Here is a 21413-nt window from a genome sequence, read left to right as displayed (position 1 = left end):
CTTAGAACAGGTCGGCGTCGAGCGCCATCAGGCTGGCAGCGCCGGAGCGTGCCTGGCGGATCAGGGTTGCGGTTTCCGGCTGCAGGCGGGCGAAGTAGAAGCGCGCCGTGGCCAGCTTGGCTTTGTAGAAGTTGTCGCCGCTGTCTTGCTTTTCCAGCGCGATCTTCGCCATCTGCGCGAAGAAGTAGCTGTACACCATGTGGCCCACGACGCGCAGGTAAGGCACGGCGGCCGCGCCGACTTCGTCCTGGTTCTGGAAGGCTTTCATGCCGATTTCCATGGTCAGCTTGCCGACTTTTTCGCCCAGGTCGCCCAGCGGGGTGACGAACTCGGACATCGCTTCATCGGTGCCGTTTTCTTCCACGAAGGCGCGGATCTTGTCGCCGAACTTGCGCAGCTTGGCGCCGTTGTCCATCAGGATCTTGCGGCCCAGCAGGTCCAGCGACTGGATGGTGTTGGTGCCTTCGTAGATCAGGTTGATGCGCGCGTCGCGCACGTATTGTTCCATGCCCCATTCGGAGATGTAGCCGTGGCCGCCGTACACCTGCATGGCTTCCGAGGTGGCGATCCAGCCGTTGTCGGTGATGAAGGCCTTGACGATAGGGGTCAGCAGCGCCACTTCGTCGGCGCACTCTTTGCGCACTTCTTCGTCAGGGTGGTTCAGTTCGCGGTCGATCTGCAGCGCGATGTAGGACGTGAATGCGCGCGCGCCTTCGGCGTAGGCCTTGGCGGTCAGCAGCATGCGGCGCACGTCAGGGTGCACGATGATAGGGTCGGCTTGCTTGTCCGGTGCCTTCACGCCCGACAGGGAGCGCATCTGGATGCGGTCCTTGGCGTAGGTCAGCGCGTTCTGGTAAGCGATCTCGGTCAGGCCCAGCGACTGCATGCCCACGCCCAGGCGGGCCGCGTTCATGAACACGAACATGGCGTTCAGGCCCTTGTTCGGCTGGCCGATGATCCAGCCCTTGGCGCCGTCCAGGTTCATCTGGCAGGTCGAGTTGCCGTGGATGCCCATTTTTTCTTCGATGGCGCCGCAGGTGATCGGGTTGCGTTCGCCTACCGTGCCGTCTTCTTTCGGCAGGAACTTCGGCACCAGGAACAGCGAGATGCCTTTCGAGCCTTCCGGCGCGTCCGGCACGCGGGCCAGCACCAGGTGCAGGATGTTGTCGGACATATCGTGCTCACCGGCCGAGATGAAGATCTTGTTGCCGGTGATGGTCCAGGAGCCGTCCGCTTCAGGGATGGCTTTCGAGCGCAGCATGCCCAGGTCGGTGCCGCAGTGCGGTTCGGTCAGGCACATGGTGCCGGTCCATTCGCCGGACACCAGTTTGGGCAGGTAGAGGCGCTTCTGTTCGTCGGTGCCGTGTTCTTTCAGGCACTCGTAGGCGCCGTGCGACAGGCCGGGGTACATGGTCCAGGCCTGGTTCGACGAGTTCAGCATCTCGTAGAAGGAGTTGTTCAGCACCACAGGCAGGCCCTGGCCGCCGAATTCCGGATCGCAGGCCAGCGCGGCCCAGCCGCCTTCAACGTACTGCTTGTAAGCTTCCTTGAAGCCTTTGGGAGTGGTCACGGTCTTGGCGACCGGATCATGGGTGCAGCCTTCGCGGTCGCCCGAGTGGTTCAGCGGGAACAGCACTTCCGAGGTGAACTTGGCGCCTTCTTCCAGCACGGCGTTGATGATGTCAGCGTCGGTTTCGGCGTGCGCCGGCAGTTCTTTCAGCTGATCTTCAACCTTCAAGAACTCGTGCAGTACGAATTGCATATCCCGGATTGGTGCGACGTATTGACCCATGATTTTCTCCTGATGGCGCAAACTTAAAAGTAAGCTAAATAAGTAAAAGCTCGCAGCGAGCTAAGCTAAGTGCGGTAATTTTCAATCAAGCGCGTGAAGCCGGTGCGCGCCCGCTCCACGCTGCCGGGCGTGCGCATGAAGCGCGCGTCGTGATGCACCGCCAGGATCAGGCCGTACATCTCGTACACCAGCTGCGCCGCGTCGGTGTCCTGTTTCAGGTCGCCGGTCTCGGTGGCTTGCTGCACGCAGCGCAACAGCGCGTTCTGCCAGGCCGACACCATGGTCACCAGTTCCTCGCGGATCGGGCCGGGGCGGTCGTCGTATTCGACGGCGCCGCTGATGTAGATGCAGCCCGAGGCGATCTCCTCGCTCACGCGGGTAATCCAGCGCGCAAACATCGCGCGCAAGCGCGGCAAGCCGCGCGGCTCCTTAATGCTGGGGAAGAACACTTCCTGCTCGAAGCGGTGGTGATACAGCTTCAGCACTTCCAGCTGCAAGTCCTCGCGCGAACCAAAGTGGGCGAACACGCCCGACTTGCTCATGTTCATTTTGTCCGCGAGCAAGCCGATCGTCAGGCCTTCCAGGCCGTCCCGGCTGGCCAGTTCCAGCGCCATATCCAGGATGGCTGCGCGAGTGAGCTCGCCCTTGCGCATAAATTTGATTGAAGTATTAATAGTTGCCACTCAAAGTAGTAATCCAGGTCAGGGGGTTCTATTTTCTCCCACCTGGATTTTCTTCGTGTGAAAAGAATTGCGAACGCTCGTACTATTATCCAGCGAGGGGTAAATGTCAAACGGCTTCGTTAGAGGCGGTGTTCTATTGGTGCGGCGCAGCACGAACAAAAGGGGGCAGGGTTGATTTTCCCGCAAGGGAATATCAACCCTGCCCCCTTTTTTGCCCCTTATTCGTCGCGGAAATGGCCCAGCTGACGGCGGTCACGCTTGGTGGGGCGGCCTTTGATGTCGGCGCCCGGTTCGTGAAACAATTTGCGCCGTTCGTGCTCCGCAGCGCGGCGCGCCACGCTGGCGGCGCTTTCCTGGTACAGCAGGCGCGCCACCGGGGCGCCGCCGCGCTTGTCGGAAATCCCCAACACCTCGACTTCCCAGGCGTCGGTGCCGTTGTCGATGTGCAGTTTGTCGCCCACCCGCACCGCGCGCGCGGGCTTGATGCGCTCGCCGTCCAGCTTGACCTTGCCGGTCTCGACGGCGTCGGCCGCCAGCGAGCGGGTCTTGAAGAAACGGGCGGCCCACAGCCATTTGTCGATGCGCACATTGTCCATTACGCGTATTTCCCCACTGCAAATATTCTCATCAGGATTTTGTAGAACACGAAGGCCACCTCGTAGCCGATGCGGCGGAAGCGGCCCACGTGGGCGAAGTCCTCGGCATGGATCACCACGCCGTCGGCTATGCCCTGCTCGATGTGGGCGCGCAGGCTGCGCGCGAATTCTGCGTCCTTGATGACCACGTTGGCTTCCTGATTCAGGAACAGGCTCAGGCCGTCCACATTGCTGGAACCGACCGTGGCCCAGTCGTCGTCGATCACGGCCACCTTGGCGTGCAGCTGGGTCTTGCGGTACTCCACCACTTTCACGCCGGCCGCCAGCAGCTTGGGGTAGAAGGAATGGGCCACCGCGTCCTGCAGCCAGATCTCGCCCACGCCGATCAGGAGCACCACTTCCACGCCGCGCTGGGCGGCGCGCGCCAGGGCGTGGCGAAACTTGCGGCCGGGCGCGAAATACGGGTTGGCGATCAGCACGCTTTTGCGCGCGCGGCCCAGCGCCTGCAGGTAGGCGCGCTGGATGGTGGCGCGGTTGCGCAGGTTGTCGCGCACCACGAAGCCGGCTTGCACCGTGCTTTGGCGCGCGATCTTGTTCACCTTGCGCATTTCGTTGTACAGGCCGATGCGCTTGATGATGCTCATCTTCCCCAGGCGGCGCCACTGGGTCTGCGCCTCCTGCTGGATGGAGGCCACCAGCGGGCCGCGCACGGCCACCGCGAAGTCCCAGCGCGGCGCGGCCAGGCAGACATCGGGCCTGGTGTCGCAGACCATGTCGTCGTTGATGTTGATGCCGCCCACGAAGGCGATTTCGCGGTCCACCACGCAGATCTTGCGGTGGGTGCGCGTCACGCCGCGCCGGAACCAGGGATTGAAGATGCGGTGCTCCACGCCGGCCGCCAGCAGCTGCTCGTGCATGCGGCAGACCTGGCGGTGGCCGGTGCCGAACCAGTCGGTGATCATGCGCACGGTGACGCCGCGCGCGGCGGCCCGCGTCAGCGCCTCCAGCACGGACTGGGCGGTGCTGTCGCCGGAAAAGATATAGGTCTCGAAATAGATTTCGTACTGCGCCGCGTCGATCGCTTCCCTCAGGGCCGGGAAGTAATCGGTACCGCAGTGCAGAAGCTTGACTTCGTTATCGGCGATGAAATTGACTGAGCGCATACGGCGTCAGTTTAACCCCAGAGTCGCCACGATGGGTGAGTGGTCCGACAGGCGCGCCCATTCGGGGCCGTGCAGCACCTGCGCGCTTTCCACGCTGAAGCCGCGCACGTAGATGCGGTCCAGCCGGAACACGGGCAAGGCAGCCGGGAAGGTGCGGGCCGGATGCAGGGCCGCCTTGCGCCGCGCCAGAGTACGGACCAGGTCGCCCAGCGCGGACGGCGGACGGATCTCATCGAAGACCTCGACCACTCCCAGCGCCTTGCGCAGTGTGGCGCTCAGGGTGTTGCGCCAGTCGTTGAAATCGCCGGCGATGATGACCGGCTCGTTGTCGGGGGCGGTGGCCTTGACCGCGTCGATCAGCGCCTGGGTCTGGCGCGTGCGGCCCGCCTCGAACAGGCCCAGGTGCACCACGTAGCAGTGCACCGGCGTCTCCGGCGTGTCGACGATGCAGTGCAGGATGCCGCGCGCCTCGTAGGCGTGGTCCGAGATGTCGGTGTTGGTCCACTGGGCGATGGGGAAGTTGCTGAGCAGCGCGTTGCCGTGGTGGCCGTGGTCGTACTTGGCGTTCATGCCGTAGACGGAATGGCGGCCGTCGCCGAAGAACTCGTGCTGCGCCGTGGCAGGCCAGTGGCGGTGGCCGTGCGTCTCCTCGGCGAACTTCTCGGCGATGCGGTCGTGCTTGCCTTGCACTTCCTGCAGAAACACCATGTCCGCCTCGAACTTGCCGATGGCCTGCTTGAGCGCATGCACGCGCGGCTGCGAGCGGTACGACACGCCCTTGTGGATGTTGTAGGTGGCGACGCGGATTTTCATGGGAACGATTCTACTCCCAACAGTCCGCTTGCCGTGCGGCTATTGTGCGATGCCGGTTCCGTGCGGCAAAACACAGACAAGCGATTGCGTAACGGGGTCAGCTCTTGGAAAGTGGCATGGCGTGCGCAGGGAACGCCCGCAGCAACTTCTTATCCATGGTGACAAGTTTGGTTCCGAGCTTTATTGCCAGGGCAATAAATTCGCAAGCGTAAGCGGAGCAATCGCTGTCCCGCACGAGTTCGAGCACAGCCGAAGAGTCAACATCGAACTCCGCGCCCTGCAGCAAGCTCTCTGCTTCGCGCTGAAGCCTGTTCGCCTGGTCAAACGAGATGGCTTTGCGCCGCATGTATCCGGCCAGGATGTTGCGGAACTCGCTACGCCAAAGAATTGGAGCAGCCCAGTCTGCATCCTGTTCAAGTAATGCCTCGGCGGCAGCCGTGTATTCGCTTGGTAAATACAAGTAGGCCAGCACGTTCGAATCAACAACGATCACGAACGGCCTTCGCGCTTCGCCGCGTCGATCCCATGCGCTTGGAATTGCCCCGCCGGTAAAGCCGCGCGCAATTCGCGCGCCCGGGCAATTCGCTCGCTCGGCATGATTTTCGTCGGCAATAGTACCGACTCCAGGCAAACAATTGCTTCGCTGTTCAGGCTGCGGCGATGTGCCGCTGCCGCGAGCTTCAGGCTGTCATAAACTGCGTCCGGGATATTCTTCAGCGTCAGGGTAGTCGGCATGGTGCGGCCCTCCATTTCGGAACCATTATGGTTCCACTTTTACGCTACGGTCAAGCCGAAATCCCTGCGCGCCTCGGCAGCTGGAGGATGGCTTCGGCGTTGGAGGAGGAGAAGCACTGGTCGGCGGCCTCCAGGTAGGGCAGCCACACGTATTGCGTGTGCTCGCGAGGGCTGAGCGTGACGGGGGTGCCGGGCGGGACTTCGACGCTGAACACGTGCTCGGTGTTCTGCGTCACGCCGGGCGCGTAGCGGTGGCGCCAGATGGGGTAGATTTCGTAGACGTTGGACAGGCGCCAGTCGCGCAGCGCGATGGTCTCGCCGTCGGCCACGATGCCGGTTTCTTCGAACAGCTCGCGCGTGGCGGTCGCCAGCAGCGGCTCGTCCGGCGCGTCCAGCGAACCGGTGACGGATTGCCAGAAGCCGGGGTTGCCGGCCCGCTCGATCAGCAGCACTTGCAGGTCGGCCGTGTGGATCACCACCAGCACCGATTCAGGGATCTTGTAAGGCTTCATAAGTCCGATAAAAGAAAAGGCGCCGCAGCGCCTCTTCCATTGCTACATTAGCCGGCGACTTTCGGCTCGGCGGCGCGCAGGCGGATATGCAGCTCTTTGAGCTGCTTCTCGTCCACTTCCGACGGCGCGTGCGTCAGCAGGTCTTGCGCACGCTGGGTTTTCGGGAAGGCGATCACGTCGCGGATCGAATCGGACTTGGTCATCAGGGTCACGATACGGTCCAGGCCGAACGCCAGGCCGCCGTGCGGAGGCGCGCCGTATTGCAGCGCGTCCAGCAGGAAGCCGAACTTCAGGCGGGCTTCGTCGGCGTCGATCTTCAGCGCGCGGAACACTTTCGACTGCACTTCTTCGCGGTGGATACGGATCGAACCGCCGCCCAGTTCCCAGCCGTTCAGCACCATGTCGTAGGCCTTGGCGATGCAGGCGCCCGGATTGGTTTCCAGCATGTCTTCGTGGCCGTCTTTCGGCGCGGTGAACGGGTGGTGGGTCGCGGTCCAGCGGTCGGCTTCTTCGTCGTATTCGAACATCGGGAAGTCGATCACCCACAGCGGCGCCCAGACGTCGTCGAACAGGCCGGCTTTCTTGCCGAATTCGGAATGACCGATCTTCACGCGCAGCGCGCCGATGGCGTCGTTCACCACCTTGGCTTTGTCGGCGCCGAAGAAGATCAGGTCGCCGTCTTGCGCGCCCGTCAGTTCCAGGATCTTGGCCAGGGTGGCGTCGTCGATGGTCTTGACGATAGGCGATTGCAGGCCGTCGCGGCCTTTCGCTTTCTCGTTGACCTTGATGTAGGCCAGGCCGCGCGCGCCGTAGATGGCCACGAACTGGGTGTAGGCGTCGATTTCCGAACGCGGCATCGAGCCGCCTTGCGGCACGCGCATGCCGACCACGCGGCCGTTAGGCATGTTGGCGGCGGCGTTGAAGATCTTGAACTCGACGTTCTTGACCACGTCGGTCAGTTCGGTGAATTCCAGCTTGACGCGCATGTCCGGCTTGTCCGAGCCGTATTTGCCCATGGCTTCGGAGAAGTTCATCACCGGGAACGGCTTGGGCAGGTCCACTTCCATGGTGTTCTTGAACACCAGGCGGATCATGTCTTCGAACAGGTCGCGGATCTCTTGTTCGGTCAGGAAGGAGGTTTCGCAGTCGATCTGGGTGAACTCGGGCTGGCGGTCGGCGCGCAGGTCTTCGTCGCGGAAGCACTTGGTGATCTGGTAGTAGCGGTCGAAGTTGGCCACCATCAGCAGCTGCTTGAACAGCTGCGGCGACTGCGGCAGCGCGAAGAAGTTGCCGGCGTTGACGCGCGACGGCACCAGGTAGTCGCGCGCGCCTTCCGGCGTGGACTTGGTCAGCATCGGGGTTTCGATGTCGATGAAGCCCAGCGCGTCCAGGTACTTGCGCACTTCCATCGTCACCTTGTAGCGCAGGCGCAGGTTGTTCTGCATCTGCGGACGGCGCAGGTCCAGCACGCGGTGGGTCAGGCGGGTGGTTTCGGACAGGTTGTCGTCGTCCAGCTGGAACGGCACGGCCACGGACGGGTTCAGCACTTCCAGTTCGGAGCAGATGACTTCGATCTTGCCCGATTTCAGGTTGGCGTTGACGGTGCCGGCCAGGCGGTCTGTGACCACGCCGGTCACGCGCAGGCAGAACTCGTTGCGCACGGATTCGGCGGCTTTGAACACCTCGGCCTGCTCAGGATTGCAGACGATTTGAACCAGGCCTTCGCGGTCGCGCAGGTCGATGAAGATCACGCCGCCGTGGTCGCGGCGACGGTGTACCCAACCGCACAGGCTGACGGTTTGGCCGAGCTGGGCTTCAGTGGTGAGGCCGCAGTAGTGAGTGCGCATAGACATGGTTATTTCTCAGTTCAGGTAAGTTGGTTCAATCGGGCGCAACCACGCCCATGGAGACGATGTACTTCAGGGCTGCATCGACGCTCATGTCGAGCTCGATGACATCTTTCTTGGCCAACATCAGGAAAAATCCCGAGGTCGGGTTCGGTGTGGTGGGCACGTACACGCTGACGTACTCGCCCTCCAGATGATTTTTCACGTCGCCGCCCGGCACGCCGGTCAGGAAGGCGATGGTGCGCGAATCCTGGTGCGGGTAGGGGATCAGCACGGCCTTGCGGAAGGCGTTGCCGGACGAGGAAAACAGCGTGTCCGACACCTGCTTGACGCTGCCGTACAGCGAGCTGACCACGGGAATGCGGTTCAGCAGCTTTTCCCACATGCGCACGATGTAGTTGCCGACCAGGTTGTTGGTCAGCAGGCCGGTCAGGAACACGATCAGCACGGTCAGTATCGTGCCCAGGCCGGGAATGTCAAAGCCGAACAGGGCCAGCGGGCGGAAACGCTCGGGCACCAGCAGCAGCGACTGGTCCATGGTGCTGATCACCAGGTTCAGCACCCAGGCGGTAATCGCCAGGGGCACCAGGATCAGCAGGCCGGTGATGAAATATTTACGCATCGGATCAGGCCGAGGTGGTGGTGCCGGCCGGCGCGGCAGGCGCTGCGGTGTCCGGTTTTGCTTCGGATTTCGCTTCGGCCTTCGGTTCGGCAGGACCGGTGGCCACGCCGGTGGCCGGCGGCGTGCCGCCACGGAAGTCGGTCGCGTACCAGCCGGTGCCCTTGAGCTGGAAACCAGCGGCGGTCAGCTGCTTCTTGAAAGTTGCCTTGCCGCAATTAGGGCAATCGGTCAGGACCGGATCGGACATTTTCTGCAAAACATCCTTGGCAAAGCCACAGTCGTCGCAGCGGTAAGCGTAGATCGGCATTCAATTACTCCGCAAAAATCATCAAAACCCTGAATTATAAAGCCTTTTACACGCCGGAACGCGAATTACAGCCGCCGCCAGACCATCCAGCGCTCCTTGCCCTCGAAAACGGGCATGGAATCCAACACCGCTTCGTCCTCCTCGCAGCGGAAACCAGGGGTGAGCAAGGCGTCCAGCTGGGCGCGGGCGATGCCGAAGGGCGGGCCTTTGGCGTTGTCGTCAAAGAAGAAATAGCCGGCCAGCACGGCGCCGGACGGCAGCAAAGCGGCCCAGCGCTCGGCCACCTGCGGCCACATGGCGCGCGGCAAGGCGCACAGGAAGGCGCGTTCGTAGATAAGTTCAAGCGGGGCGGCGGGCTGGAACTGGAAGAAATCGGCCTCCAGCACCCGGCCCTGCCATTCCGGGCCGACCGCCTGGCGCGCGGCGGCCACGGCGGCGGGGGAAAAGTCGATGGCGGTGGCGCTCCAGCCGGCTGCGCACAGGAAGGCCAGCTCGTAGGCGGAGCCGCAGCCGGGGATCAGCGCGGCGGGCGCGGCGGCGGGCCACTCCGCCACGTAGCGGCGCAGGCGCTCGGGTACGCCGCCCCGGTCCCAGGGCGTAAAACCCTTGTCGAAACGCTCATCCCAGAAGGCCGGGGCCAGCGGGTCGCGGGTGTCGAAGGACGGCGGCTTGTTCACAGTAGGCCGCGCCAGCGCATGATGGCTTGCAGACCCAGCGCGCCAACCGCGAAGGCGCCGGCGAAATACACCACGAAGCTGATCAGCCGGTTGGTGCGCTGCTGCTCGGCGATGAGCACGCGCAGCAGTTCATTGTTGGTGTTGTCCGGCTCGCCGGCCACGCTGAGCGCGCGGTGCATCAGGCGCGGCAGCTGGGGCAGCACGTGGGTGTAGCGCGGCGCTTCGGCCTTCAGGCGCTCCAGCATGCCCTGCCAACCCACCTGCTCGGCCATCCAGTTTTCCAGGTAGGGCTTGGCGGTCTTCCACAGGTCCAGGTCCGGGTCCAGCTGGCGGCCCAGGCCTTCGATGTTCAGCAGGGTCTTCTGCAGCAGCACCAGCTGCGGCTGCACTTCCACGTTGAAGCGGCGCGAGGTCTGGAACAGGCGCAGCAGGATCTGGCCGAAGGAGATGTCCTTGAGCGGACGGTCGAAGATGGGCTCGCAGCAGGCGCGCACGGCCGATTCCAGCTCGTCCACGCGGGTTTCCTTGGGCGCCCAGCCGGATTCGATGTGGGCCTCGGCCACGCGCTTGTAGTCGCGGCGGAAGAAGGCCAGGAAGTTCTGCGACAGGTAGTCCTTGTCGAAGTCGTTCAGCGTGCCGACGATGCCGAAGTCCAGCGCAATGTAACGGCCGAAGGTGGCCGGGTCGATGGACACCAGGATATTGCCGGGGTGCATGTCCGCGTGGAAGAAGCCGTCGCGGAACACCTGCGTGAAGAAGATCTCCACGCCGTCGCTGGACAGCTTTTTCAGGTCCACGCCCGCTTCCCGCAGGCGGTCGATCTGCGACACGGGAATGCCGTGCATACGCTCCATGACGATCACGCTGGACGAGCAATAGTCCCAGTACATTTCCGGCACCAGCAGCAGCTTGCCGTCGGCAAAGTTGCGGCGCAGCTGGCTGGCGTTGGCCGCCTCGCGCATCAGGTCCAGCTCGTCGTGCAGGTATTTGTCGAACTCGCCCACCACCTCTTTCGGCTTCAGGCGCTTGCTGTCGGCCCACAGGCGGCCTATCCAGTCGGCGGCGATGTGCATCAGCGCCACGTCCTCGTCGATCAGCTTTTTCATGCCCGGACGCAGCACCTTGACGGCCACTTCCTTGCCGTCCTTCAGAACGGCGAAGTGCACCTGCGCAATCGAGGCGGACGCCACCGGAATGCGCTCGAAGCTGGCGAACAGGCGGTCCGGGTGGTCGCCCAGCGAGCGCTGGATCTGCGCGATGGCCAGGTCGGAGTCGAAGGGCGGCACGCGGTCCTGCAGCAGCGCCAGTTCTTCCACGATGTCGAGCGGGATCAGGTCGCGCCGGGTGGACAGCACCTGGCCGAACTTCACGAAGATGGGGCCAAGCTCCTCCAGCGCCAGGCGCAGGCGCAGGCCGCGCGGGGCGGAGATGTCGCGCCAGAAGAAGGCGGTGTCGATCAGTTTGGCGGTGCGCGGCACGCGCAGGCCGGAGAAGGCGATTTCATCGAGTCCGTACTGGACGGCCACCCGCAGGATTTTCAGCAGGCGCAGGAATTTCAAGATCATGTAGGGTCCCCGGCGCGCTGCGCCAGCTTCTTTTCCAGGTTGGCCAGGCGCTTGGCGAAGCGCTCGGTGTCGTCGCGCAGGCGGCGCACGTCCGCGCCGAACTGCTCGGTCACGGCCGGGCGCACCAGCAGCGGGTTTTCTTCAAGGAAGTACTCGGCGGCGTTCTCGGCCAGCTTGCGCTGCCCGGTTTTCAGCGCCTCGAAAGCGGCCTTGGCGCCGCCCACCAGGCGGGTGGCGGCGATGGGGCCGAGCACTTTTTCCAGGTCGTGCTCGGCTTCCCAGCGCAGCGACTTGGACAGCTGCGAGATGGCGTTGGCGAATTCGGCGTCGCCCTCGATCTGCACGTAGGAAAACGCGCGTTCGCGGTTTTGCGCGATCAGCGGCAGGTCGGACAGCTTGAGGCGGATGGTGACGCTGGCGGCGGCGTCCGGCGCGGCCGCTTCCACCATGCCGTCGGCGGTCACGCCCAGGCGCAGTTCCACCGGGGCGGCGGCGATGCAGGCCACTTTGCCGGCATGCAGGCGCAAGGCGGCGCGCGCCCACGGTTCCTGGGCCAGCAGGTGGTTGATGGTGGCGGCGACGGGCGCCAGCGGCGACGGCAGATTAGGTATGGTCGAGGAAGGCATGCATTCAGGGGGCTTAAAAAAACAAAACCGCCCAGTTTGCCTGGGCGGTCTTGATCTTACCAGTTCTGGGCTCAGGCCAATTGCTGGATACCGGCCAGCAGCCAGCCACCGCTGCCGGCAACCGGCTTGGCCAGGTTCCACACTTCGTGGAAGGGCTCGGCCAGCGCGTCCGGCGCGGGCTTGATGGAACCGTAGAACTTCACGCTGGCCAGGTAGTCCTTGCCGTCGTTCTCGATGCCCAGCAGCTCGGCTTCAATGGTGACCACGTCGGTGTAGTCGGCCTGCGCGCCGCGTTCGGCGATCTGCATTTTCAGCTCGGCGAACACCTCCGGGGTGGTGAATTCGCGGATGTCAGCCGAATCGCCCTTGTCCCAGGCCGCTTGCAGGCGGATGAAGTTGCTCTTCGCGTGGCGCAGGAAGGACGCGGTGTCGAAGTCGGCCGGCACGCCCCATGGGGTGTGCGCAACCGGCGCGGCGGCCTTGTCCAGGTTCAGGCCGCCCGAGGCAGGCTGCAGCGGAGGCAGGCCGGAACCGATTTCAGGGGTACGGACGTCAGGGGTGAAGGCCGCAGGCTGCTGCGGCTGCCAGGCGCTGCCGCCGAAATTACCGCCGGCGGCCATGGGCTGCGGCGAGGTTTTGCGGCGGATCAGGGTGAAGATGAAGTAAGCCACGCCGGCGATCAGCAGGACGGTCAGCAGCGAGCCCAGCATGGACGCCATGGCGCCGCCCAGGCCGAAGTGGGAGAACAGCGCGCCCAGGCCCAGGCCCAGCAGGGCGCCGCCCAGGATGCCCTTCCACGGGCTGGCGGGCTTGGCCGGGACAGGCGCCGGCGCGGCAGCCGGGGCCGCCACAGGGGCGGCCGGGCGCGCAGCCTGGCTAGGCGCAGGTGCAGGCTGGGCCGGCATGCGGCTCACGCTTTGCGACTGGCGTCCGATCGAACGGCCGCCGCCCATGGGACGGGCAATCGCCTCGCTCAGCATGGAGGTGACGGACAGCGCCAGTACGGCGCCGATCAGAATTTTCTTCATGTTCATGATAGTTTCCTGCTTACAGTTTGATACCGGTGTGCAAAGCGGCCACACCTGCCGTCAGGTTGTAATACTGGACCCGCTCCAGTCCCGCATCCTGCATCATGGTTTTCAGGGTTTCCTGGTCCGGATGCATGCGAATCGATTCTGCCAGGTAGCGATAGCTTTCCGCGTCGCCGGCGATTTTCTGTCCCAGCCAAGGCAGGACAGAGAACGAATATACATCATAGGGCTTTTGCAGGGGTTCCGCGACCTTGGAGAACTCCAGCACCAGCAGTTTGCCGCCCGGTTTCAGCACGCGGCGCATTTCCGCCAGCGCCTGGTCCTTGTGCGTCATGTTGCGCAGGCCGAAAGCGACGCTGACGCGGTCGAAATAGTCGTCCGGGAAGGGCAATTTCTCGGCGTCACACAGCAAGGTGGGGGTGACCAGGCCGCGATTCAAGAGGCGGTCGCGGCCGACACGCAGCATGGACTCGTTGATATCGGTCAGCCACACCTCGCCGGTGGGGCCGGCCTGCCTGGCGAAGGCCTTGGCCAGGTCGCCGGTGCCGCCGGCGATGTCCAGGCACTTGAAGCCGGGGCGCACGGCCGCGTTGGCGATGGTAAACGTCTTCCACAGGCGATGCAGACCGGCCGACATCAGGTCGTTCATCACGTCGTACTTGGCGGCCACCGAGTGGAACACCTTGGCGACTTCCTTCACTTTATCGTCTTCGGAGACGGTCTTGTAGCCGAAATGGGTGGTATTGGTCATGGTCAGGAAAGCTGTGGATTTGCCAGCATTATACAAGCGCAACACGGAAAACCCCGCCTGGGCTTGATCTGGATGAAAGCGGGATGCGCTGGCGAGCCTAAGCTGGCAGCACAGGAGGCCCGGATGAGCTACACAGTCTACATCGACACATCTATTATCAAGCTGCTTACCACGCCGCCCAGCTGCGACCCGATCACCCGCGCCTGCCAGCAACTCACCCGGCGCTGGTGGTCCAGCCAGCGAGAGCCGGAAATGAGCTATTCATCGCACTATGTGAATAGCGAAATCATGGCAGACGAGCCATTGCTGGCAGAAAATCGCTTACTTCTTAGCGCGCAAAACAAATTCTTGCCAGAAGATAATGCGATAGACTCTCTTGCGGAACTTTTAGTCTGCGGCGGGGGTCTAAGGTCCAGCGCGCAAATAGAAGCGCGTCATATCGCATGTGCTGCAATTAATCGACTCGATATTCTCGTCACATGGAACTGCACCGATATTGCCAATCCATTCAATTTCAGGTTGATGCGCATGCTGGTGCGATCGCATGAACTCAGGCTTCCGGAATTGGTGACGCCTTTTGAACTGTTGGAGCATAAACTATGACCAGTTTCCTTCCCCTCCCCTCCGATGTGGACTTTCCGGACCTGGACGAGAAAACCAAAGTGGAGATAGACCTTCTGCACGCAAGGATGCAGGCCGAATCCAGGCGCATGCGTGAAGATCCCAGGCTACCAGTTCGGCAGCCGAGTACTGCCCGGGAGGTCTGGCAACAGACTCACCCCGGAACGGAGCCACCTCCCATGGGTCCTAATGCCGATGCACTAAAAAAACTAACACCGCATCAACGCGCCATTTATCGCTACATTTTCACGCGCGAGGATTAAGCGGCAGCCGAAGGCATGCCAAGTGTTCACAGGCCGTCCTGCCGCAGTTGCGCGCTGCGGGAACGCAGGTATTCCAGTTCAACCGCGTTGGCGGTGAGTTCGTAGGCGCGCGCGTAGGCGGCGATGGCGGCGGCGTTTGCTTCCGCACCGCCCTGGCGGCGCAGCAGCTCGGCCTTGGCCGCGTGCAGATAGTGGAACTGCGCCAGCTGGCCGCCCTGCTCCAGCCGCGCTATCCACGCCAGTCCTTGCGCGGGACCGTGCGCCATACCGAGAGCCACGGCGGCGTTCAGCTCCACCACCGGCGTGGGCAGGTAGCGCAGCAGCGCGCCGTACAAGGCGGAGATTTGCCGCCAGTCCGTGGCGGCGGCGCTGGCGGCCTTGCCGTGCAATGCGGCGATGGCGGCCTGGACTTGGTAGGGGCCGGGCTGGCGCAGCGGCAGCACCGCGTCCAGCACGGCGATGCCTTCGGCAATGGCCGCACCGTCCCACAGCGAGCGGTCTTGCGATTCCAGCGTCACCAGCCCGCCTTCGGCCGACACGCGCGCGCCGCTGCGGGCGTGCTGCAGCAGCATGAGCGCCAGCAGGCCTTGCACTTCGGCGTCGCGCGGGGCCAGTTCGGCCATCAGGCGGCCCAGGCGGATCGCTTCGCGGCACAAATCGGTGCGCACCAGGCGCTGGCCCCTGGTGGCGCCGTAACCTTCGTTGAAGACCAGGTAGATCACTTGCAGCACCAGCGCCAGGCGTTCCGGCAACTGGTCCGGCGCGGGCACGATGAAGGGAATGCGCGCGTCCGCGATCTTGCGCTTGGCGCGCACCAGGCGCTGGGCGGTGGTGGCTTCGGTTTCGCAGTAGGCGCGCGCGATTTCACGGGTGGACAGGCCGCACAGCGTGCGCAAGGCCAGCGCCGTCTGCGCGCCCGGCGCCAGCGCGGGATGGCAGCAGATGAAGATGAGACGCAGGCGGTCGTCGTCCACCGCCAGCTTATAGCCTGCTGGGGAGACACAGGACGCAGGCGGAGCGGTGGTGGCGGCGGGCGCGCTAGGGGCAAAATCGGCTTCCGCATCGCCGGCCGGTTCCTGCGCCAGCTGCGCCAGCGCCTGGCTTGAATCGTCCAGCGTGCGTGCGGCGCGGCGCACGTGGTCCAGGCCGGCGTTGCGGGCGACCGTGGTGAGCCAGGCGGCGGGATTGGCGGGCAGGCCGTCGCGCGGCCAGCATTCCAGCGCCTTGCTGTAGGCGTCCTGCAGCAAGTCCTCGGCTAGGCTGAAGTCGCCGAAGCGCCGTATCAGCCCCGCCAGCACGCGGCCGCCCTCACGGCGGCAGACTTCCTCAACCGCCCGCGTCAGCATGAAAACCGGCCTAGCCGTTCTTGATCTGCGGCCGCACTTCCATCGAACCCACGCCGGCGGACGGGCACTTGGCGGCCCATTGGATGGCTTCGTCCAGGTTGGCGCAGTCGATCAGGTAGTAGCCGCCCAGCTGCTCCTTGGTTTCCGCGAAGGGACCGTCGGTGCAGGCGATTTTGCCGTCGCGCACGCGCACCGTGGTGGCGGTGTGCACCGGCGCCAGCTCCGAGCCGCCGCGCAGCACGCCGGCGGCGATCAGCTCCTGGGTGTAGTCGTTATAGGATTGCATCAGCTCGCCGAGCTGCTGCTCGTTCATGCCGCTGTACAGTTTTTCGTCGGCGTAGATCAGGATCATGTATTCCATGTTGTGCTCCTCAAAAGTCGACCGGACATCCGGACATCACCACGACGAACGACTTTAACAATATCGACAGCATCCATGCAAAAAAATCCCCGCGGCAGGCGGGGATGGTTGTCAGTGCTTGTGGCCGCAGCCGTGCGCCTTGGGCGCGCTGGGCAAGGCGGCCCCGGAGGCCCGGCCGCTGTCGCCCTCGAACCCGGCGGCGTGCAGGCGCGCCAGGTAGTCCTTCCACAGCTGCTCCTGTTCTGCGCCCAGCTTGTACAGGTAGTCCCAGGTGTAGAGGCCGGAGTCGTGGCCGTCCGAGAAGGTGGGCTTGACGGCGTAGTTGCCCACCGGTTCGAGGCCGGCCATGCCGACTTCGCGTTTGCCGACTTGCAGCACTTCCTGCCCCGCTCCGTGCCCTTTCACTTCGGCCGACGGCGAGTACACGCGCAGCAGTTCGAATGGCAGTTCAAAGGTGGCGCCGTCGTCGAAGCTGACTTCGAGGATGCGCGATTTATTGTGGACCGTGAGGCCGGTTGCTTGTTTCATGATGCTTTCGACAGATTGGCGACGATGGTCTCGCGCAGTTTTTGCAGCAGCGCGCTGCGGCCGGCCAACGCCATCGTGTCCGGCTCGCGCTGCGCTTCGCCCCAGGTGGGATTGGGGAAATGCACGTCGTCAGTGTAGCGCGGAATAATGTGCCAGTGCACGTGCGGCGTCATGTTGCCGAAGCTGGCCAGGTTGACTTTGGCCGGCTTCATCACTTCGCGCACCGCCGCTTCCACCTGCCACACGGCGTTCATCACGGCCGTGCGGTCTGCTGGCGACAGGTCCGTCATTTCCTTGACGTGCTGGTTCCATACCACGCGCACGAAGCCGGGGTAGCTGGCGTCGTTCACCAGCAAGGCGCTCAGCTTGCCGTCGCGCCAGATCAGCGTGTCGGCGGAGGCGTTCGCCAGCAGGACGCACAGCTCGCAGGGCTTGAAGGCCGTACTCATACCAGCACCCGCTCGATGCCGCCGTTGTTGGCCTTGGCCACGTAGTCCGGCATCCAGTTCTCGCCCAGCAGGTGCTTGGCGATTTCCACCACGATGTAGTCGGCCGTGGTGCCCGCGTCTTCGTTGTAGCGCGACACGCCGCCCAGGCAGGCCGGGCAGCTGGTCAGGACCTTCACTTCGCCGGTAAAGCCGTCGGCGCGCAGCTTGTCTGCGCCCTTGACCATCTCCTCTTCCTTGCGGAAGCGCACCTGGGTAGAGATGTCCGGGCGCGCCGCCATCAGCGTGCCGGAATCGCCGCAGCAGCGGTCGTTCTTCTCGATCTTGGTGGCGTCAATGGTCGTGATGAGCGAGTTCACCGTTTTCAGCGGGTCCTGCATCTTCATCGGCGAGTGGCAAGGGTCGTGGTACATATAACGGGTGCCGTTCACGCCTTCCAGCTTGACGTTCTTCTCCAGCAGGTACTCATGGATGTCCATGATGCGGCAGCCGGGGAAGATCTTCTCGAACTCGTAGGACGCCAGCTGGTCGTAGCAGGTGCCGCAAGAAACCACCACGGTCTTGATGTCCAGGTAGTTCAGGGTGTTGGCCATGCGGTGGAACAGCACGCGGTTGTCCGTCACCATCTTGTCGGCTTTGTCGAAGTCGCCCGCGCCGCGCTGCGGGTAGCCGCAGCACAGGTAGCCCGGCGGCAGCACGGTCTGCACGCCCACTTCCCACAGCATGGCCTGCGTGGCCAGGCCCACTTGCGAGAACAGGCGCTCCGAACCGCAGCCCGGGAAGTAGAACACGGCTTCGGTGTCGGCCGTGGTTTTCTTCGGGTCGCGGATGATCGGAATCATCTTGTTGTCTTCGATGTCGAGCAGCGCGCGCGCGGTCTTCTTCGGCAGGTTGCCCGGCATCTTCTTGTTGATGAAGTGGATCACCTGCTCTTTGATCGGCGGCTTGCCGACGGTCGGCGGCGGCGCCTTGGTCTGGTTCCTGGCGAATTTCTTCAGCACGTCGTTGCCCAGGCGCTGGGCCTTGTAGGCCACGCCCACCATGCCCTGGCGCACCGTGTTGATGGTGGTGGGGTCGGTCGCGTTCAGGAAGAACATGGCCGCCGCCTTGCCGGGGTTGAAGCTGCGCTTGTCCATCTTGCGCAGCAGGTTGCGCATATTCATCGACACGTCGCCGAAGTCGATGTTGACCGGACAGGGCGTGACGCATTTGTGGCATACCGTGCAGTGGTCGGCCACGTCTTCGAATTCTTCCCAGTGCTTGATGGAGATGCCGCGCCGGGTCTGCTCTTCGTACAGGAAGGCTTCGATCAGCGAGGACGTCGCCAGGATCTTGTCGCGCGGCGAGTACAGCAGGTTGGCGCGCGGCACGTGGGTCGAGCACACGGGTTTGCATTTGCCGCAGCGCAGGCAGTCCTTGACGCTGTTGGCGATTTCGCCGATATCGCTTTGCTGCATGATCAGCGATTCGTGGCCCATCAGGCCGAACGACGGGGTGTAGGCGTTGGACAGGTCGGCGTCCATGCCCGGCAGGTTGAGCAGCTTGCCCTTGTTGAAGCGGCCTTCCGGGTCCACGCGCAGCTTGTATTCGCGGAAGCTGACGATTTCTTCTTCGGTCAGGAATTCCAGCTTGGTGATGCCGATGCCGTGCTCGCCCGAGATCACGCCGTTCAGCGAACGGGCCAGCTTCATGATGCGCGCCACGGCCTTGTGCGCCAGCTGCAGCATCTCGTAGTGGTCCGAGTTCACCGGCAGGTTGGTGTGCACGTTGCCGTCGCCGGCGTGCATGTGCAGCGCCACGAACACGCGGCCGCGCAGCACGCGCTTGTGGATGGCGGCGGCTTCGTCCAGGATCAGCTTGAAGGCGGCGCCGTTGAAGATCTGGCGCAGCACGGCGCGGATTTCCTGCTTCCAGCTCACGCGCACGGTGCGGTCCTGCACCACGTCGAACAGGGTGGCGTCCGGCTGGCGCTGCAGGCGCTCGTCGAAGGCCGCGTCCAGCGCGCCCAGGCCCAGCGCGCGCAGTTGTTCGCGCACGGCGGACAGCGGCTGGTCCAGATTGTCCTGCGTGAAGGTCCAGCGCTGCTGCACCTGCTCCAGCAAGGCCAGCGCCTGCTGCGCGCGGTCGCCCAGCATTTCGGCGTCGCCCACTTTATCGTCGGAGGCGTCGTCGCTTTTCCCTACCGGCAGATTGCCCACTTCGAAGAAGGCGCGCAGTTCGCCCGCCAGTTCCAGCTTGTTGGTGATGGACAGCTCGACGTTGATGCGCTCGATGCCGTCGGTGTATTCGCCCATGCGGTTCAGCGGGATCACCACGTCTTCATTGATCTTGAAGGCGTTGGTGTGCTTGGCGATGGCGGCCGTACGGGCGCGGTCCAGCCAGAATTTCTTGCGCGCTTCCGGGCTCACGGCCACGAAGCCTTCGCCCACACGGGTATTCGCCAGGCGCACCACTTCGGAGGCGGCGATGGCCACCGCGTCCTCGTCGTCGCCGACGATGTCGCCGAACAGCGCCATCTTGGGCAGCACGCCGCGCTTGGACTTGGTGGCGTAGCCCACCGCGCGCAGGTAGCGCTCGTCCAGGTGTTCCAGGCCGGCCAGGCGCAGCGTGGCGAATTTTTCGCCGGTGGCGGGCAGGCCGTCCAGGTAGTCCTTGATTTCAACGATCGACGGGATCGCGTCGCGCGCCTGGCCGAAGAACTCCAGGCACACCGTGCGGGTGTGCTTGGGCATCTTGTGCAGTATCCAGCGCGCCGACGTGATCAGGCCGTCGCAGCCCTCTTTCTGGATGCCCGGCAGGCCGGCCAGGAATTTGTCGGTAACGTCCTTGCCCAGGCCTTCCTTGCGGAATACGCGGCCGGCGATCTCCAGGATCTCGGTGCGGAAAGGCTCGCCTTTCGATTCGCCGCGCGCGTTCGGATGCGTCCATTCCAGCTTGAAGCGGGCCAGCGGGGTGTCGTGGATCTTGGACAGGTTGTGGTCCAGGCGCGTGACTTCCAGCCAGTCGCCGTTCGGGTCCACCATCTTCCACGAAGCCAGGTTGTCCAGCGCCGTGCCCCACAGCACGGCCTTCTTGCCGCCCGCGTTCATGGCGATATTGCCGCCGATGCAGGAGGCGTGGGCCGAGGTCGGGTCCACCGCGAACACGAAGCCGGCCTTCTCTGCCGCTTCGGACACCTTGTTGGTGATGACGCCGGCACCCGAGTAGATCGTGGCGTATTCCTTGTCCAGGCCGGGCAGCACTTTCATCTCGACCTTGCCGAGATTGAGCAGCTTTTCCGTGTTGATGACGGCCGACAGCGGCGTGAGCGGAATGGCGCCGCCGGTGTAGCCGGTGCCGCCGCCGCGCGGGATGATGGTCAGCCCCAGTTCGATACAGCCTTTCACCAGGCCGGCCATTTCGTCCTCGGTGTCCGGCGTCAGCACTACGAAGGGGTACTCGACGCGCCAGTCGGTGGCGTCGGTCACGTGCGAAATGCGCTTCATGCCGTCGAAGCAGATGTTGTGCTTTTCGGTGTAGCGGCCCAGCACCTTGGTGGTGCGCTTGCGCAGGTCATAGGTCTGGCGGAATTCTTCGCCGAACGCTTCCACCGCCTGGCTGGCGGCCTTGAGCAGCTTTTCCACGTTCTGGCTGCGGGTCTTGTCGGCCTCGGCGCCGTCCACGGCCACGCGGCGCTTGTCCACTTCGGCCAGGCGGTGGTGCAAAGCGTCGATCAATTCCTGACGGCGTTTCGGGTTGTCCAGCAGGTCGTCCTGCAGGTAGGGATTGCGGCGCACGGCCCAGATGTCGCCCAGCACTTCGTACAGCATGCGCGCCGAACGGCCGGTCTGGCGCGCGCTGCGCAGCTCGTCCAGCACCTGCCACGACTCCTCTCCCAGTAGCCGGATGACGATCTCGCGATCGGAAAACGACGTGTAGTTGTAGGGGATTTCACGCAAGCGGGTGGCTGCGGGACCATTTGGCGTTTCGGCGAGGAGAGCTTGGATTTGTGCGGGGGCGTTCATTGTTTAATGTGCTACGGACTGACCCTAAGGAAGAACATTCTAACTTATTGCGCCGCACCACGCCCCAACAGCCTTAGAGCGCCGCGGGGTTACGCGAACGTCAAATGGCCGATAAAAATTCGAA

The 21413-nt window shown here is 63.8% G+C and carries 22 protein-coding genes; 1 reads left to right on the top strand and 21 read right to left on the bottom strand.

Translation table 11 applies throughout. The annotated features are described in order from the left end of the window. Position 1: 1 nt before the first annotated feature. The 16 genes from KT882_RS04595 to ubiE form a co-directional block, all read right to left on the bottom strand. The gene (locus tag KT882_RS04595) at positions 2 to 1792 is read right to left on the bottom strand and encodes an acyl-CoA dehydrogenase C-terminal domain-containing protein (protein ID WP_228894611.1); all 1791 of its coding nucleotides are present in this window, start codon (positions 1790 to 1792) and stop codon (positions 2 to 4) included. A 65-nt stretch (positions 1793 to 1857) separates the two neighbouring features. Further along, on the bottom strand, positions 1858 to 2445 hold the full coding sequence (locus KT882_RS04590; protein WP_161071353.1) for a TetR/AcrR family transcriptional regulator: 588 nt from the start codon (positions 2443 to 2445) through the stop codon (positions 1858 to 1860). A gap of 248 nt (positions 2446 to 2693) precedes the next feature. Then, positions 2694 to 3071, bottom strand: coding sequence for an RNA-binding S4 domain-containing protein (locus KT882_RS04585; protein ID WP_228894608.1), 378 nt, complete (start codon positions 3069 to 3071; stop codon positions 2694 to 2696). Further along, on the bottom strand, positions 3071 to 4234 hold the full coding sequence (gene clsB, locus KT882_RS04580; protein ID WP_228894605.1) for a cardiolipin synthase ClsB: 1164 nt from the start codon (positions 4232 to 4234) through the stop codon (positions 3071 to 3073). Before clsB ends, KT882_RS04585 begins: the two co-directional genes overlap by 1 nt. Positions 4235 to 4240: 6 nt before the next feature. Next, a complete protein-coding gene (locus tag KT882_RS04575) occupies positions 4241 to 5047 on the bottom strand; it encodes an endonuclease/exonuclease/phosphatase family protein (RefSeq protein WP_161071356.1) in 807 nt (268 codons plus the stop codon). Positions 5048 to 5144: 97 nt separating this feature from the next. Further along, positions 5145 to 5540 carry a type II toxin-antitoxin system VapC family toxin gene (locus KT882_RS04570; RefSeq protein ID WP_228894603.1) on the bottom strand — a complete coding sequence of 132 codons (396 nt, stop codon included), beginning with the start codon at positions 5538 to 5540 and terminating at the stop codon, positions 5145 to 5147. Continuing rightward, the gene (locus KT882_RS04565; RefSeq protein WP_161071358.1) at positions 5537 to 5782 is read right to left on the bottom strand and encodes a FitA-like ribbon-helix-helix domain-containing protein; all 246 of its coding nucleotides are present in this window, start codon (positions 5780 to 5782) and stop codon (positions 5537 to 5539) included. The genes KT882_RS04570 and KT882_RS04565 overlap by 4 nt, the downstream gene beginning before the upstream one ends. 50 nt (positions 5783 to 5832) lie before the next feature. Beyond that, positions 5833 to 6294 (bottom strand): dihydroneopterin triphosphate diphosphatase, encoded by a 462-nt coding sequence (gene nudB, locus KT882_RS04560; protein WP_161071359.1) that lies wholly within the window; start codon positions 6292 to 6294, stop codon positions 5833 to 5835. Positions 6295 to 6341: 47 nt separating this feature from the next. Further along, positions 6342 to 8147 (bottom strand): aspartate--tRNA ligase, encoded by a 1806-nt coding sequence (gene aspS, locus KT882_RS04555; RefSeq protein ID WP_187358629.1) that lies wholly within the window; start codon positions 8145 to 8147, stop codon positions 6342 to 6344. Between the two features lie 28 nt (positions 8148 to 8175). After that, positions 8176 to 8763, bottom strand: a complete 588-nt coding sequence (locus tag KT882_RS04550; protein ID WP_161071360.1) for a DUF502 domain-containing protein — start codon at positions 8761 to 8763, stop codon at positions 8176 to 8178. 4 nt (positions 8764 to 8767) lie between these two features. Further along, the gene (locus tag KT882_RS04545; RefSeq protein ID WP_161071361.1) at positions 8768 to 9070 is read right to left on the bottom strand and encodes an FmdB family zinc ribbon protein; all 303 of its coding nucleotides are present in this window, start codon (positions 9068 to 9070) and stop codon (positions 8768 to 8770) included. Positions 9071 to 9135: 65 nt separating this feature from the next. Then, the gene (locus tag KT882_RS04540) at positions 9136 to 9747 is read right to left on the bottom strand and encodes a TPMT family class I SAM-dependent methyltransferase (protein ID WP_228894601.1); all 612 of its coding nucleotides are present in this window, start codon (positions 9745 to 9747) and stop codon (positions 9136 to 9138) included. Further along, a complete protein-coding gene (gene ubiB / locus KT882_RS04535; protein WP_161071362.1) occupies positions 9744 to 11312 on the bottom strand; it encodes a ubiquinone biosynthesis regulatory protein kinase UbiB in 1569 nt (522 codons plus the stop codon). The genes KT882_RS04540 and ubiB overlap by 4 nt, the downstream gene beginning before the upstream one ends. Continuing rightward, positions 11309 to 11938, bottom strand: a complete 630-nt coding sequence (locus KT882_RS04530; RefSeq protein WP_161071363.1) for a ubiquinone biosynthesis accessory factor UbiJ — start codon at positions 11936 to 11938, stop codon at positions 11309 to 11311. Before KT882_RS04530 ends, ubiB begins: the two co-directional genes overlap by 4 nt. A gap of 71 nt (positions 11939 to 12009) precedes the next feature. Next, a complete protein-coding gene (locus tag KT882_RS04525; RefSeq protein WP_228894594.1) occupies positions 12010 to 12972 on the bottom strand; it encodes a Tim44 domain-containing protein in 963 nt (320 codons plus the stop codon). A gap of 13 nt (positions 12973 to 12985) precedes the next feature. After that, the gene (ubiE, locus tag KT882_RS04520) at positions 12986 to 13720 is read right to left on the bottom strand and encodes a bifunctional demethylmenaquinone methyltransferase/2-methoxy-6-polyprenyl-1,4-benzoquinol methylase UbiE (RefSeq protein WP_228894591.1); all 735 of its coding nucleotides are present in this window, start codon (positions 13718 to 13720) and stop codon (positions 12986 to 12988) included. Between ubiE and KT882_RS04515 the strand changes: the two genes are divergently transcribed. Next, a complete protein-coding gene (locus tag KT882_RS04515) occupies positions 13703 to 14323 on the top strand; it encodes a PIN domain-containing protein (protein WP_228894589.1) in 621 nt (206 codons plus the stop codon). The two genes, ubiE and KT882_RS04515, sit on opposite strands and share 18 nt — an antisense overlap. A 307-nt stretch (positions 14324 to 14630) precedes the next feature. Here KT882_RS04515 and KT882_RS04510 read toward each other — a convergent pair whose 3' ends face one another. The 5 genes from KT882_RS04510 to KT882_RS04490 all read right to left on the bottom strand — a co-directional run bounded on the left by KT882_RS04510 (position 14631) and on the right by KT882_RS04490 (position 21289). Next, complete coding sequence (locus KT882_RS04510) at positions 14631 to 15950, bottom strand: RNA polymerase sigma factor (RefSeq protein ID WP_228894587.1); 1320 nt, start codon at positions 15948 to 15950, stop codon at positions 14631 to 14633. 10 nt (positions 15951 to 15960) lie between these two features. Then, a complete protein-coding gene (locus KT882_RS04505; RefSeq protein WP_161071368.1) occupies positions 15961 to 16311 on the bottom strand; it encodes a YciI family protein in 351 nt (116 codons plus the stop codon). Positions 16312 to 16422: 111 nt separating this feature from the next. Beyond that, positions 16423 to 16839 (bottom strand): gamma-butyrobetaine hydroxylase-like domain-containing protein, encoded by a 417-nt coding sequence (locus tag KT882_RS04500; RefSeq protein ID WP_187358630.1) that lies wholly within the window; start codon positions 16837 to 16839, stop codon positions 16423 to 16425. Beyond that, positions 16836 to 17288 (bottom strand): HIT family protein, encoded by a 453-nt coding sequence (locus KT882_RS04495; RefSeq protein ID WP_161071369.1) that lies wholly within the window; start codon positions 17286 to 17288, stop codon positions 16836 to 16838. The genes KT882_RS04500 and KT882_RS04495 overlap by 4 nt, the downstream gene beginning before the upstream one ends. Continuing rightward, positions 17285 to 21289, bottom strand: a complete 4005-nt coding sequence (locus KT882_RS04490; protein WP_228894585.1) for a DUF3683 domain-containing protein — start codon at positions 21287 to 21289, stop codon at positions 17285 to 17287. Before KT882_RS04490 ends, KT882_RS04495 begins: the two co-directional genes overlap by 4 nt. Positions 21290 to 21413 lie beyond the last annotated feature (124 nt).

It is taken from the genome of Pseudoduganella aquatica (assembly GCF_020865585.1).
GTDB lineage: Bacteria > Pseudomonadota > Gammaproteobacteria > Burkholderiales > Burkholderiaceae_D > Rugamonas > Rugamonas aquatica_A.
The sequence above is the reverse complement of the archived record's forward strand: the minus strand, read 5'-3'. Positions and strand labels throughout refer to the sequence as shown.

Excerpts from the sequence above, each read along its gene's own strand:
- KT882_RS04595 (WP_228894611.1), bottom strand. The coding sequence starts at position 1,792 with ATGGGTCAATACGTCGCACCAATCCGGGATATGCAATTCGTACTGCAC.
- KT882_RS04590 (WP_161071353.1), bottom strand. The coding sequence starts at position 2,445 with ATGCGCAAGGGCGAGCTCACTCGCGCAGCCATCCTGGATATGGCGCTG.
- KT882_RS04585 (WP_228894608.1), bottom strand. The coding sequence starts at position 3,071 with ATGGACAATGTGCGCATCGACAAATGGCTGTGGGCCGCCCGTTTCTTC.
- clsB (WP_228894605.1), bottom strand. The coding sequence starts at position 4,234 with ATGCGCTCAGTCAATTTCATCGCCGATAACGAAGTCAAGCTTCTGCAC.
- KT882_RS04575 (WP_161071356.1), bottom strand. The coding sequence starts at position 5,047 with ATGAAAATCCGCGTCGCCACCTACAACATCCACAAGGGCGTGTCGTAC.
- KT882_RS04565 (WP_161071358.1), bottom strand. The coding sequence starts at position 5,782 with ATGCCGACTACCCTGACGCTGAAGAATATCCCGGACGCAGTTTATGAC.
- nudB (WP_161071359.1), bottom strand. The coding sequence starts at position 6,294 with ATGAAGCCTTACAAGATCCCTGAATCGGTGCTGGTGGTGATCCACACG.
- aspS (WP_187358629.1), bottom strand. The coding sequence starts at position 8,147 with ATGTCTATGCGCACTCACTACTGCGGCCTCACCACTGAAGCCCAGCTC.
- KT882_RS04550 (WP_161071360.1), bottom strand. The coding sequence starts at position 8,763 with ATGCGTAAATATTTCATCACCGGCCTGCTGATCCTGGTGCCCCTGGCG.
- KT882_RS04545 (WP_161071361.1), bottom strand. The coding sequence starts at position 9,070 with ATGCCGATCTACGCTTACCGCTGCGACGACTGTGGCTTTGCCAAGGAT.
- ubiB (WP_161071362.1), bottom strand. The coding sequence starts at position 11,312 with ATGATCTTGAAATTCCTGCGCCTGCTGAAAATCCTGCGGGTGGCCGTC.
- KT882_RS04530 (WP_161071363.1), bottom strand. The coding sequence starts at position 11,938 with ATGCCTTCCTCGACCATACCTAATCTGCCGTCGCCGCTGGCGCCCGTC.
- KT882_RS04525 (WP_228894594.1), bottom strand. The coding sequence starts at position 12,972 with ATGAACATGAAGAAAATTCTGATCGGCGCCGTACTGGCGCTGTCCGTC.
- KT882_RS04515 (WP_228894589.1), top strand. The coding sequence starts at position 13,703 with ATGGGTGGTATTGGTCATGGTCAGGAAAGCTGTGGATTTGCCAGCATT.
- ubiE (WP_228894591.1), bottom strand. The coding sequence starts at position 13,720 with ATGACCAATACCACCCATTTCGGCTACAAGACCGTCTCCGAAGACGAT.
- KT882_RS04510 (WP_228894587.1), bottom strand. The coding sequence starts at position 15,950 with ATGCTGACGCGGGCGGTTGAGGAAGTCTGCCGCCGTGAGGGCGGCCGC.
- KT882_RS04505 (WP_161071368.1), bottom strand. The coding sequence starts at position 16,311 with ATGGAATACATGATCCTGATCTACGCCGACGAAAAACTGTACAGCGGC.
- KT882_RS04500 (WP_187358630.1), bottom strand. The coding sequence starts at position 16,839 with ATGAAACAAGCAACCGGCCTCACGGTCCACAATAAATCGCGCATCCTC.
- KT882_RS04495 (WP_161071369.1), bottom strand. The coding sequence starts at position 17,288 with ATGAGTACGGCCTTCAAGCCCTGCGAGCTGTGCGTCCTGCTGGCGAAC.
- KT882_RS04490 (WP_228894585.1), bottom strand. The coding sequence starts at position 21,289 with ATGAACGCCCCCGCACAAATCCAAGCTCTCCTCGCCGAAACGCCAAAT.